Source organism: Sorangium sp. So ce1153 (assembly GCF_051521595.1).
Taxonomy (GTDB): Bacteria; Myxococcota_A; Polyangia; order Polyangiales; family Polyangiaceae; genus Sorangium.
Map to the genome: position 1 here is coordinate 4,769,078 of NZ_CP150361.1, position 11,697 is coordinate 4,780,774.

Here is an 11,697-nt window from a genome sequence, read left to right on the forward strand (position 1 = left end):
CACGCCGATGGAGCAGGCCGGTCTACTTCGCTTCTTGTGATCGGGGCCACGCGACGCTGGAGCTCCTCTTCTGGTAGCGTATCTCCTGAGGCTCAGGAGGAGATCGTTCCATGCTTGGACAGGCGCTGAGGGTTCACATCGCCACGCTGCTCGTGGCGCCGCTCTCGCTGCTGCTGCTGCATTGCGGCGACGACGAGGCCACGGCGCCGGTGGGGCTGACCACCAGCTCCGCGACGACATCCGCTGTCACGACGGGCACGGGCGGCGACGCCGCGTCGACCGCTGGAAGCGGCGGCAGCGGCGGCAGCGGTGGTGGCGAGGCGTTGCCCGACCTCGATTCGACGCTCGAGTGGTACGGCGACAACCGGCAGCGGCTCGATGCCATGATCGACGAGCACGGCGCTTCGAGCCCAGGTTACGACACCGACAGGAAGCCGGTCGCCGTGTTCGACTGGGACAATACCGTCATCAAGAACGACGTTGGAGATGCAACGATGTTCTGGATGCTCCTGCATGACAAGATCCTCCAGCCGCCGGACGGTAACTGGGCGCGCACGAGCCCCTACCTCACGGCCGCCGCGGTCTCGGCGCTGGGCGAGGCGTGCGGCGCCGCCGCGGATCCTGGCGAGCCGCTGCCCACGAGCACGGCGGACGCCTGCGCCGACGAGATCCTGAGCGTCTACGTCGACGGTGAGACAAGCGGCGGCGAGGCCGCCTTCGCCGGATACAACCACCGCACCCTCGAGCCTGGGTACGCCTGGTTCGCGCAGCTCGGGGCGGGTCGCTCGCCGGACGAGGTATCGGCCTTCGCCGCCTCGGCGATCGAGGAGAGCTTGGCGGCAGCAGAGGGCTCGGTACAGACGGTGGGGACGCGGACGGGGCTGACCGCCTGGCTCCGGATCTACGATCCCGTCCGGGACCTCATCGACACGCTGCAGAAGAACGGGTTCGACGTGTGGGTGGTGTCGGCCTCTCCGCAGTCCGTCGTCGAGCCGTTCGCGGCCATGGTGAACGTCGACGCGGACCGTGTCATCGGCATCCGGCAGGTGACGACCGAGAGCGGCGCTCTGACGTACGATCTGCAGGGGTGCGGCCCGGTCCCCGACGGCACCAACGACGGCGCCGGCGAGTCCACCGGGAACAGCCTGATCACCTACATCGAAGGAAAGCGCTGCTGGATCAACAAGGTGATCTTCGGCGACGCGGGCCCGGGCGCGATCGAGAAGAACCCGGACGCGCTGAAGCGTCAGGTCTTCGGGGCCGGCGACTCGGACACCGACGTCAGCTTTCTCCAGGACGCCACCGGCCTCAGGCTCGCGATCAACCGCAACAAGAAAGAGCTGATGTGCAACGCGTACCGGAATCACGCCGGCACCTGGCTGGTCAATCCGATGTTCATCCAGCCCAGGGGCCACCTCGCTTCCGGTTACCCCTGCTCGACCACCGCCTGCGTGGACGCGGACGGCGTCGCCGGCCCGTGCCTCGACGAGGCTGGCGCGGTCATCCCCGACCAGGCTGATAACGTTTACTGAGGTTCCCGCGCCGTCGACCATCGGAGAGGCTGGTCCTGCATGACGTCGATGAACAAGGTTGCCCTCATTGTCGCTCAGAATCACGCGGAGCTCAGCGCGGCCGCGGCGGAGGTCGACGAGGCGGTCGTGCTCCGGGCAGCGTTCGCAGAGCTCGGGGTCGAGCTCTCCGCGCGCACCTTCCACGACCCCTCCGTCGACTGGTCGGCGTTCGACGCCGTGGTCCCCAAGCTCGCCTGGGACTACTTCCACGAGCCTCGACGCTTCGTGTCGTGGCTGGATCGCCTCACCGCCCAGGGAGTCCGGACGATCAACGACGCCAGGCTCGTCAAGTGGAACCACGACAAGACCTATCTTGTCGATCTGCGGGACGCGGGCGTGCGCGTGGCGCCGTTCGTGTTCTTCCCCGCCGGCAGCGACGCGCGGGCTGTCGTCCATCGGCTCAGGGACGAAGGGTGGCGCCGGTCCGTGATCAAGCCGTCGATCTCCGGCGGAGCCTGGAAGACGCTCTCGGCGGATCTCGATCGCGCGCCGGAGATCGAGGCCCTGGCGCGCGACATCCTCGGGCGCTCGGGGCTGCTCGCGCAGCCGTTCTTCGACGAGGTTCCGCGCTCCGGCGAGTGGTCGGTGCTCTTCGTCGCGGGCGAGCCGACACACGTGGTGCTGAAGAAGCCGAGGGAAGGGGACTACCGATCACAGAACATCTGGGGCGCGTCCATCGAGGGCAAGGAGCCGCCTGCCGGGCTCGTCGCCTCCGCCAGGAGAGCGCTCGCCGCGGCCCCGATCGCGCCGGTCTACGGGCGGGTAGACGGCTTTCTCCGTGACGGCGAGCTCCACCTCATGGAGCTCGAGCTCATCGAGCCCTACTTCTTCTTCGAGCACGCGCCCGCCGGCGTCGTGGCGCGGTTCGCGAAGGCGATCCTGTCCGCGCTGCGCTCCGGGTGAGCGCGCGCCGGCGCGCCCGAGCCGGCCCTCGCGAGGCGCCGGGGTGCCCGCCGGGCCGCCACGGGCGTCTGGCGAGCACCCGGCGCGGGCGGCCGAGCCGCGGCGGCAGCGCGGCGCTCAGATGTGCTTCGGCGGATTCAGCTTCTCGTCCGCCGGCTTCCCCTGAACGAGCGCCTTGGCCTTCTCGTACAGGATCCGGAGCCGCCCGCCCTCGGGCTCCCAGTACTCGGCGCGCTCGACGCTCAGCTTCAGGATGGCCGCGTTGGGGTGGTCCGGGCCGTCCGGCAGCCACGCCTTCCACGAGGGCTTCCAGAGACTCCGGATCTTCTCCTCGTTCCTGTCGATCACCGCGCGCGCCGAGATCGAGATGTACGCCCGATCCCGCGGCCTGTAGCAGCAGACCGCGACCTGTTGCTCGCGGGCGATCTCGCCCGTCTTCGGCGTCTCCTCGCGCGTCACGAACCAGAGATCGCAGTCCATCACCTCGGCCGGCTCCTGGATCTCCATCGGCCGCCCGCGCATCAGCCCCTCGGGGGTGACCGTCACGAGCATGGCAGTGTCGAACTCCCGGAGCATCGCGTGCAGCTCGCTCATGGACCCGCGGGCCTCAGCCCTGGCTCCTGGTCCTCCGCCCTGGTGTTGCTCTCCGCTCTGGTGTTGCATGAGCAAGAAGCTGCTCCACGGGACCTGACCTGCAAGCAAGGGTGGACCCGGACCGGGCTGCGCCGCGCCCCTCTGGCGCTCCGGTGCCGCCCGAGGCGTCGCTGCCCGGAACCCCGCTGACAGCAGGAATTTGCGCAGCCGGGGGGGCAGGAGGAGGCGAGAAAGCGACGTCTTGACGCGCGTCCGCTCGGCAGACGTGGGCCTCTCCTGCCGCGGGAAGTTGCAATCGGCGAACGCCCATCGACGGCACGCGTCATGCTTTGCCGAACATGCGGAAGCACACGTCAACTCCCCCCCAGCAGGCTCTGCCATGACCGCGCTCTGCGACAAACTCGATGATCACGTCCCCGCCGCCCCGGTCGGGGACGACATCGCCCGGCTGCGGGAGGACTTTCTCGTGCTCGCCGCGCACGAGATCAGGACGCCGCTCACCTCGCTCCTCTTGCAGCTCCAGCTGACGAAGCGAATGAGCGAGCAGGAGCCCGACAAGACCCCGACGTGGGCGGCGGCGATGCTGGCTGTCTTCGACCGTCAGCTCGGCCGGCTCGCCAGGCTGTGCGACGACATGTTCCAGGCGCGGCGCGCCGAGCCGCTCCAGCGCGACCCGGCTCGCGAGCGGGTCGACCTCGCCGTGCTCGTCCGCGAGGTGGTCGCGGCCGCCGTCGCGCACCGGCCGTCAGCGCGCTGCGCCATCGCGGTCGCGGCCGAGGGCGCGGTCGTCGGGCGGTGGGATCGGTCCCAGATCGAGCGCATGGCGTTCCACCTGATCAAGAACGCGATCACCTTCGGCGAGGACAAGCCGATCACGGTCGAGGTGCGCGCGACGCGCCTGTGGGCGCGGCTCATCGTGCGCGATCACGGCATGGGGATCGCGCGCGAGGACCAGGAGCGGATCTTCGCGCGCTTCGAGCGCGCGGTCCCGGTGGAGCGCTTCGGCGGCCTGGGGCTCGGCCTGTACATCGCGCGCGCCGCGGCGCGCGCGCACGGCGGCGCGATCCGCGTGGAGAGCGAGCTCGGGCGCGGCGCGGCGTTCATCGTCGACCTCCCCCTCGGGCCGCGGCCGGCGGAGCGCGATCGCGCGGCGCGCAGGGGGCGCGCGCTCCCTTCACGGCGCCTTTGCCCGCGCGCGCCCGAGCCGCGCGGCGCCGCGGCGCACCTCAAGCTCGCGCACGTCAGGCCCGCGCACCACCGCCCGCAGCGCCATCACCAGTGATCACTTCCGCTCGACAGAAGTCCGGCCAGGGATGGCCGGATTTCTGCATCGCTTCGTGGCCGCCTCGCGCGGGCAGAACTGGCCTGTCCCGGAGCAGGGCAGAGCGCGAGAGAATGCGAAGGAACGAGGACCGGAGACGAGCGAGGTTCGGTCAGCGGGCGGAACGCCGGTGCAAAGGCCGCTGCGCGCCGAGCTCACGTCAGTGGCAGAGAGACTGCAGCGGCTGGAGCCCACCGCGCCGCTGGTGGTGCAGCCGAGCTGCAGGAGCGGCGGCGAGCTCAGGCGAGCGCTCGAGATCATCCAGAGCGGGAGCTTCCATCATCGAGCGATGTCCCTCCCGTCGCCGATCGAGCGGCCTTCAGCCCGGTCACCCTCGAGACGATCCAGCGCGCGCAGCACAAGATCACGGAGGGTCACGCGGTCGGCGTGAACCTGCAGCCGTACTGCGAGCCGGAGGTCCAGGCCCCCGGCGGCACGAGCCCTGTCGGCGAGATGGCATGGCCAGAGCTCCGCGTGACCGACTACCAACCGCTGCACGATCTGCTCTCGAAGCACCCGTCGTTCATCGGGGTCGTGCCCGAGCGGAAGCGACGGTCGATCGTCGTCGTCTTCGAGCCGGACTTTCAGGACTGGGCATCGATTCAGGCCCAGATTCCGGGTTCAAGGCGCGTCCCGGTCGAGCTGCGTCCCGGCTGTCACACGCGGAAGCAGAGGGAGCTCGCGCAGCAAGCGCTCCATGCGCTCAGGAAAGAGCCGGCGGTCGCCTCGGCGTTGCACGCATGGGCGCCCGATGCCTCGATCGCCGGCTTCCGTGTCTTCGTGCTGCCGGGAGACACGGCGACGGCGGCGCTCGTCGCCGAGCGGCTCGGCTCGATCGCGAACGTCTGGTTCAGCAGGCCCTTCGGTAACCACTGAGCTCCCGCTGCTCGACCGGGCGCGGACCGCGCGGATGAAACGGCGGAATTCACGTCGGGAGTTCTGACGCGCAGGACCAGCGCTCGGCTCAGCCGTCGAGGAACCGGACGAGCAGGCGCAGGCCGGCGTCCTGGCTCTTCTCGGGGTGGAACTGCGTCGCGGTCACGTTGTCCCGCTCGAGCGCCGCGGTGATCCGGTGCGAGCCGTGCTGCGTCGTGGCTGCGACGAGCGCCGGGTCGTCCGGCACGGCGTGGTAGCTGTGGACGAAGTAGACGAACGGGTCCTCGCCCGCGAACGCGCGCAGCGGACCGCGCACCTCGCGGGTGATCGCGACGCGGTTCCACCCCATGTGAGGGATCTTGATCCCGGCCCAGGGCACGCCGACCGGCGCGCTCGCGTCGGGCGCGCCCAGCTCCGGGGTGAGGCGCTTGACGACGCCCGGGAACACGCCGAGCCCTCGCGCGCCCTCGGCCTCCTCGCTCGCGTCGAGGAGCGCCTGCATGCCGAGGCAGATGCCGAGGTACGGCGTGCCCTTCCGGATCTGCTCGCGCAGCACCTCGCCGAGGCCGTTCGCCAGCGCGGCCGCGCAGTCGCGGAACGCGCCCTGGCCTGGCACCACGACCTTGTCCGCCCGCGCGATGACGTCCGGATCGCCCGTGCGCGTCACGGCGCAGGGCGCGCCGGCGTCCCCGGCGGCCTGGAGGAGCGCCCGCTCCACGGAGCGCAGGTTACCCATCCCGAAGTCGACGAGCGCGATCGCTTGCATGGCTCAGAGGCTCCCCTTGGTGGACGGGATGCCGGCGACGCGCGGCTCGATCCGGGTCGCCTTCATCAGCGCCTTGGCGAAGGACTTGAAGCAGATCTCGACGATGTGGTGCAGGTTGTCCCCCTCGATGAGGCGGACGTGGAGGTTCGCGCCCACGCCGCGCGCGAAGCCCTCGAAGAACACGGGGGCGAGCTCGACGTCCCACGTGCCGAGCTTCGCCTTGGGCAGCGGCACGCGCCAGACGAAGTACGGCCTGCCGGAGAGGTCGAGCGCGCACTGCGCCATCGCCTCGTCCATGGGGAGCGTCGCCTCGCCGTAACGCGCGATCCCCGCCTTGTCGCCGAGCGCCTTCTGCACGGCCGTCCCCAGGGTGATGCCGCAGTCCTCGGTCGTGTGGTGGCCGTCGATCTCGACGTCTCCCTCGGCGTGGATGGTGAGGTCGAACAGGCCGTGGCGGGCGATCTGATCGAGCATGTGCGTGAGGAAGGGGAGCGGCGTCTTGATCGACGAGCGGCCCTGGCCGTCGAGATCGATCTCGATGCGGATGTCGGTCTCGCGCGTCTTGCGCTCGACGTTGGCGATGCGGGGCATGGCGCGTAGGGTAGTCGCCCCGGGCGGCGATGGGGAGCGCGCAGCGCGCGGGGGAGCGCGCAAAGCGCGCAGAGCGATGCTCCGACGGCGGCCCGTCCGCGCCGGCGACCGGCCCGGCCCACTTCCCGGTCCCCCGGGCGGCAGGTCTTGGATGCCAGCACCGGATGGAATAAGGTGGCCCCCGGGATAACGTGGCGATGGTGGCGCCTGAAGGCCGCCCCAACGCAGGAGCGTCCGTGAGCGCACCGGTTGCCGAAGGCCAAATTCTGTCGGGGAAATACCGGGTCGAGCGCATCCTCGGGCAGGGGGGCATGGGCGTCGTCGTCGCCGCCTTGCACGAGCAGCTCCACCAGCGGGTCGCCATCAAGCTGCTCCATCCCGGCGCCAACGCCGAGATGGTGGAGCGCTTCGTGCGCGAGGCGCGCGCGGCGGTGCGCCTGAAGAGCGAGCACGTCGCGCGCGTGCTCGACGTCGGGACGCTGGAGACCGGCGCGCCGTTCATGGTGATGGAGTACCTGGATGGGAGCGACCTCCAGCAGACGCTGCGCGAGCGCGGCCCCCTCGAGCTGGAGGAGGCCGTGGGCTACGTGCTCGAGGCGTGCGAGGCGATCGCCGAGGCGCACGCGGCCGGGATCATCCACCGCGATCTCAAGCCGGCGAACCTGTTCCTCGCACGCGGGGCCGACGGCTCCGGCATGGTGAAGGTGCTCGACTTCGGCATCTCGAAGGCGCTCGCGGAGCCGTCGGCGGCCGGCGGCGAGCCGGAGCTCGGGCTGACGAAGACGGCGATGGTGCTCGGCTCGCCGCTCTACATGGCCCCGGAGCAGATGCGCTCGGCGCGCACGGTCGACACGCGCGCGGACATCTGGTCGCTCGGCGCCATCCTCTACCAGCTGCTCACGGCGCGCGTCCCGTTCGACGCGACCTCGCTGTCCGAGCTCATCCTGATGATCAACACCGAGGCGCCGCCGTCGCCGAGCACGTTCCGGCGCGACCTGCCGCCGGGCCTAGAGGCGGCGATCCTGCGCTGCCTCGAGAAGGACGTCGCGAAGCGCTTCCGGTCCGTCGCCGAGCTCGCGGTCGCGATCGTCGACTTCGGCCCTCCGCTCGCGCTCGCGTCGCTCGAGCGGATCGAGCGGACGCTGGGGCTCGTGCCCGCGGTCGCCTGGCGCGACCGGGCGAGCGCCGCGCGCGAGCGGATGAGCGTTCCCCCCTGGCCGACGGCGCAGGAGCGGGCGAGCAGCGTCCCCGCGGCGACGGCGCAGGTGCGGCCGAGCAGCATGCCGCCGGCAGACGCCGCGGGCGGCCGCACGGCCGGCGTGTCCGCTGGCCACACGGCGGGCGCTGCGGTCGGTCACACGGCCGGTCCGGCGGCCACGGCGCCTGGCTGGGCGGCTGGCGGCTCCGATTCTCCCGGTCGCAAGCGGACCGGCCTGGTGCTCGCGCTCGCCGGCGTGGGCGTCGCGGCGGTGCTCGGCGGGGTCCTGCGCGTGGTCACCTTCCACGGCGGCACGGAGGACCCGGCCGTCGCCCCGTCGGCCACGGCCGCCCTCCCCTCCGCCGAGCCGCCCGCGCCCGTCGCGGCGCCGCTGCCGCCCCCGGTAGCCCCGGAGGTCACCGCGCTGGCCTCGGCGGCGACCGCGGCGCCGCCGGCGAGCGCCGCCCCGTCGGTGAGCGCCGCGCCGTCGGCGACCGCATCGGCGAGCGCGGCGCCTGTCCTGGCGACGCCCCGGCCGAGGGCCTCTGCGGCACCTTCGGCCCGGTCGACCGGGGCGGCGTCGCCGTCGGCGGCCGCGCCGACCACGACCGCCGCGTCGCAGGGGACCGCCAACCCGAGCGCATTCGACAGACTGAACGAGAGAGGGAAGATCCAATGAGTTGGCCTGGAAGCGAACGGCTCCCGCCGCGGGGCCGCAGGTGCTTCCGTGTCTGCGCCGCGCTCGCGCTCGGCGGCGCCGCGCTGGCGGGGTCCGCCCCGGCGGCTGCGCAGCCCGGGCCCGCCGCACCGCAGCCCGCGCGCGCCGGCGCCCAGCCCGCGCCCGCGGCTGCGCAGCCCGGGCCCGCCGCACCGCAGCCCGCGCGCGCCGGCGCCCAGCCCGCGCCTGCCGCGGCGGCGCCTGCCGCGAGCGCGCCGGCAGTCCAGCGGCCGCCTTCCGAGACGCTCACGGGTGAAGCGAAGGCCGAGTACGAGGCGGCGCGGATCCTGTTCAACGACGGCGACTACGGCAACGCCATCATCAAGTTCGAGCGCGCCTACGAGCTCTCCCGCGACCCGCGGCTGCTCTGGAACATCGCCCTCTGCCAGAAGAACCTGAAGCGCTACACGCGCCTCCTGGCGACGATCGAGCAGCTCCTCCGCGACGCCGGCCCGCAGCTCACCGAGCAGGACCGCAAGGACGCCGCCGACCTCATCGAGGCGACCAAGGCCTACGTCAGCCGCCTCGACCTCCAGGCGAGCGAGGCGGGCGCCACGGTCCTCGTCGACGGCCAGGAGGTCGGCCAGACCCCGCTGCGCGAGCCCGTCCTGCTCGACATCGGCGCCCGCAGGATCCGGGTGACCAAGAAGGGCTTCAAGGACGTCGAGGTGACCGAGCAGGTGGCGGGCGGCGGCGTGGTCACGGTGAAGGCCACGCTGGAGAAGGAGGTCCACGAGGGGCGGCTCATCGTCGCGGCGGGGCCGGAAGCGGTCATCTCCCTCGACGGCCGCGTCGTGGGTCGCGGCACCTGGGAGGGCACGGTGGCGAGCGGCGGCCACACGCTCCGCGTCACGGCGTCCGGCATGGAGTCGCACCAGTCCGAGGTCATGATCCTCGACGACCAGACGCGCCGCGTGCAGGTCTCGCTGGTGCCCAGGCCCAAGGAGAGCAACGTCGCGACGTGGCTCTGGATCGGCGGCGGCGTGGCCGTGCTCGCGGGCGCGCTCCTGGTCGGCTTCGGGGTCCTCGGGCCGGAACCGCCGGTCGCCGGCAACACGACGCCCGGCTCGGTCCCCCTTTCGGCGCGGGGCGGCGCCTCGTTTGCGATCCCCTTCGGAGGTGGCCGATGAGCCGCGGCCGCCTGACCGCGCTCGCCGCGCTCGCCGCGCTCGCCGCGCTCGCGTGCGGGGGCTGCTCTCCGCCCGACGAGATCGTCCTGGCCATCTCGACGGATCTCTCCCTGCCGAAGGACTTCGACGTCCTCCAGGTCCAGGTGTTCGAGGGCGGAACCGGCAAGTTCGACTCTGCCTACGAGCGGCTCGGCGACTCCGAGCCTGGCGCGCGTTTGCCGGCGACGATCGGCTTTTACTCCGCGAGCGGCGGGGGCGAATCCATCACGATCAAGGTCAGCGCCCGCGTCCAGGATGCGCTCGGCCCGGTGCGCATCCTGCGCGAGGCGGTCACGAAGATCCCGAAGAACCGCGTCGCGCTGCTGACCCTGCCGCTCAACTTCCTCTGCGACGACTCGGGGAGCAGCGAGGGGAGCGGCGATGTCGAGAGCACGCTCTGCGAGGAAGGGCAGACCTGCGTCGCCGGGGCGTGCGTGCCCAAGACGATCGACGCGAGCGCGCTGCCGGACTACTGGTCCGGCAACGTCTACGGCGGCGGCAAGGGCGAAGGGGACGGGGACTGCTTCGACGTGACGGCCTGCTTCAAGGACGCGAAGCCGGTGGAGGTCGACACGGCGGCGTGCACCATCGAGGGCGACGCCACGACGAACGTCGCGCTGGAGACCACCTCGCACGACGGCATCTGCGACGACGACGATGACCCGGACAGCAGGTGCCTTGTGGCGCTCGACGCCGGAAGCGCCGATGGCTTCCAGGTCGGCGCAGACGGGCGGATACAGCTGCCGCTGGCGGTGTGCGGGCGGATGGCGGACAGGATCGCGGCCGTGGTGACCTCGTCGGCGACGGCGGCGTGCCCCCAGAAGGCCGCGGGGCTGCCGACGTGCGGGCCGTGGTCGGCGTCGGGGTCGAAGGAGCCCTGACCGAGGGGGCGCCGCCGCTCGCGGCGCCCCGCGGCGACGCCAGATCGGGACGTCCCCTCCGGCTCGCGACGCGCGCCGGCCAAGGCCCCCATCTCACAGCGCTTTTCGGCGCTCCAACCGGAGTGAGCCGCGCCCCGGTGGTAATCGGGTGTCATCGACAGGTCGCTGAACCAGGGCTTCCCTGACCCGACACGCTGTTCCCCCCGGGGAGGAGGCCTTTGCGATGTTGAAGCACCTGATGATCGAAGAGATGGTCGCGCTCGTGGCTCCGTGGGTCGAGAACGCCCAGCGAAGGCGGTTGTTCCTGTCGATACCGGAGATCGCCGGGCTGCACGACAAGGTGGTCGAGGTCCACGCCGCCGTGGTCGCGGTCCGGCCGAGCAAGACGAGCGCGTCGGCCAGGATGACGGCCCTGAACGAGGAGCTCGCGAGGGTCGATGAGCGCCACGATCATCTGGCCAAGGCGGTCTCGTACGGCATCGACGCGCACCGCGAGCACTGCCTGGCGGAAGATCCACCGGACACCGGCCGGGCGGCGATCTGTGATCAGGTGGAGGCGAGGCTGTTCCCGAGCGGGCTCGCCATCATCAAGGCGTCGCCCACCGCGGAGTCGGGCAACACGGCGCGGATCGCCCGGCTGCTCGACGAGGAGCCCTCGATCGCCGAGTTCCTGAAGACGATCCCGGCGCCCGGCAAGCGAACGCTGCTCCACACGGCGCAGCGGTGGATCGCGTCGGGCCAGGAGATCTCCGCGATCGAGCACCAGCGGGACGAGCTCGCCGCCAAGGAGAAGACGGCGCCGGTCGTGAACGCGACGATCCTGGCGGCGCGCAACCAGTGGCTTCGGGTGGTGTCTGCGGTGCTCTCCAACCTGGAGATCTCCAATGCACCCGCCGACGCCGTCGAGACCATCCGCGGCCCCGTGCTGAAGGGCTCGGACCGGGCTGGCAGGCGGTATGCGAGCAGCGGAACGAGCGGCGCGGGCGTCGCGGAGCCGCGCCAGCCCGCGATGGCCGGGGCGGGGGGAGGCGCCGGCACCAGCGTCTTCGAGGGCTGAAGCCGCCCGCGCCGACGGAGCGCCACGCCGCACCAGACGCTGAGCTCCGCTC

The 11,697-nt window shown here is 71.9% G+C and carries 11 protein-coding genes; 8 read left to right on the forward strand and 3 right to left on the reverse strand.

Annotated elements, in window-relative coordinates; all coding sequences use genetic code 11:
- The first annotated feature begins 110 nt into the window (after positions 1–110).
- Entirely contained in the window at positions 111–1,532 is a 1,422-nt protein-coding gene (locus tag WME85_RS17030; protein ID WP_437839576.1) for an HAD family hydrolase, read from the forward strand.
- A 39-nt stretch (positions 1,533–1,571) separates the two neighbouring features.
- Positions 1,572–2,474, forward strand: a complete 903-nt coding sequence (locus tag WME85_RS17035; RefSeq protein ID WP_437839578.1) for an ATP-grasp domain-containing protein — start codon at positions 1,572–1,574, stop codon at positions 2,472–2,474.
- Positions 2,475–2,591: 117 nt separating this feature from the next.
- Here the strand turns inward: WME85_RS17035 and WME85_RS17040 are convergent, their stop codons facing one another.
- Positions 2,592–3,068 carry a pyridoxamine 5'-phosphate oxidase family protein gene (locus WME85_RS17040; RefSeq protein ID WP_437310387.1) on the reverse strand — a complete coding sequence of 159 codons (477 nt, stop codon included), beginning with the start codon at positions 3,066–3,068 and terminating at the stop codon, positions 2,592–2,594.
- 379 nt (positions 3,069–3,447) lie between these two features.
- Between WME85_RS17040 and WME85_RS17045 the strand changes: the two genes are divergently transcribed.
- Positions 3,448–4,350 carry a sensor histidine kinase gene (locus WME85_RS17045; RefSeq protein ID WP_437839582.1) on the forward strand — a complete coding sequence of 301 codons (903 nt, stop codon included), beginning with the start codon at positions 3,448–3,450 and terminating at the stop codon, positions 4,348–4,350.
- A gap of 426 nt (positions 4,351–4,776) precedes the next feature.
- Complete coding sequence (locus tag WME85_RS17050; RefSeq protein ID WP_437839585.1) at positions 4,777–5,265, forward strand: hypothetical protein; 489 nt, start codon at positions 4,777–4,779, stop codon at positions 5,263–5,265.
- A gap of 88 nt (positions 5,266–5,353) precedes the next feature.
- On the opposite strand, the gene hisH is transcribed toward WME85_RS17050, so the two are convergent.
- Complete coding sequence (gene hisH, locus WME85_RS17055; RefSeq protein WP_437839587.1) at positions 5,354–6,031, reverse strand: imidazole glycerol phosphate synthase subunit HisH; 678 nt, start codon at positions 6,029–6,031, stop codon at positions 5,354–5,356.
- A 3-nt stretch (positions 6,032–6,034) separates the two neighbouring features.
- Positions 6,035–6,622, reverse strand: coding sequence for an imidazoleglycerol-phosphate dehydratase HisB (gene hisB, locus WME85_RS17060; RefSeq protein WP_436617466.1), 588 nt, complete (start codon positions 6,620–6,622; stop codon positions 6,035–6,037).
- 236 nt (positions 6,623–6,858) lie between these two features.
- Between hisB and WME85_RS17065 the strand changes: the two genes are divergently transcribed.
- From WME85_RS17065 to WME85_RS17080, 4 genes are all read left to right on the forward strand, one after another.
- Entirely contained in the window at positions 6,859–8,499 is a 1,641-nt protein-coding gene (locus WME85_RS17065; RefSeq protein ID WP_437839590.1) for a protein kinase domain-containing protein, read from the forward strand.
- A complete protein-coding gene (locus WME85_RS17070) occupies positions 8,496–9,668 on the forward strand; it encodes a PEGA domain-containing protein (RefSeq protein ID WP_437839593.1) in 1,173 nt (390 codons plus the stop codon). Before WME85_RS17065 ends, WME85_RS17070 begins: the two co-directional genes overlap by 4 nt.
- Entirely contained in the window at positions 9,665–10,588 is a 924-nt protein-coding gene (locus WME85_RS17075) for a hypothetical protein (protein WP_437839595.1), read from the forward strand. Before WME85_RS17070 ends, WME85_RS17075 begins: the two co-directional genes overlap by 4 nt.
- Before the next feature lie 223 nt (positions 10,589–10,811).
- Positions 10,812–11,645, forward strand: a complete 834-nt coding sequence (locus WME85_RS17080; protein WP_437839598.1) for a hypothetical protein — start codon at positions 10,812–10,814, stop codon at positions 11,643–11,645.
- Positions 11,646–11,697: the final 52 nt, after the last annotated feature.

What these genes read in the sequence shown, in the direction of transcription:
- hisB (WP_436617466.1), bottom strand. Translation starts at nt 6,622, where the DNA reads ATGCCCCGCATCGCCAACGTCGAGCGCAAGACGCGCGAGACCGACATC.
- WME85_RS17035 (WP_437839578.1), top strand. Translation starts at nt 1,572, where the DNA reads ATGACGTCGATGAACAAGGTTGCCCTCATTGTCGCTCAGAATCACGCG.
- WME85_RS17075 (WP_437839595.1), top strand. Translation starts at nt 9,665, where the DNA reads ATGAGCCGCGGCCGCCTGACCGCGCTCGCCGCGCTCGCCGCGCTCGCC.
- WME85_RS17030 (WP_437839576.1), top strand. Translation starts at nt 111, where the DNA reads ATGCTTGGACAGGCGCTGAGGGTTCACATCGCCACGCTGCTCGTGGCG.
- WME85_RS17040 (WP_437310387.1), bottom strand. Translation starts at nt 3,068, where the DNA reads ATGAGCGAGCTGCACGCGATGCTCCGGGAGTTCGACACTGCCATGCTC.
- WME85_RS17045 (WP_437839582.1), top strand. Translation starts at nt 3,448, where the DNA reads ATGACCGCGCTCTGCGACAAACTCGATGATCACGTCCCCGCCGCCCCG.
- WME85_RS17080 (WP_437839598.1), top strand. Translation starts at nt 10,812, where the DNA reads ATGTTGAAGCACCTGATGATCGAAGAGATGGTCGCGCTCGTGGCTCCG.
- hisH (WP_437839587.1), bottom strand. Translation starts at nt 6,031, where the DNA reads ATGCAAGCGATCGCGCTCGTCGACTTCGGGATGGGTAACCTGCGCTCC.
- WME85_RS17070 (WP_437839593.1), top strand. Translation starts at nt 8,496, where the DNA reads ATGAGTTGGCCTGGAAGCGAACGGCTCCCGCCGCGGGGCCGCAGGTGC.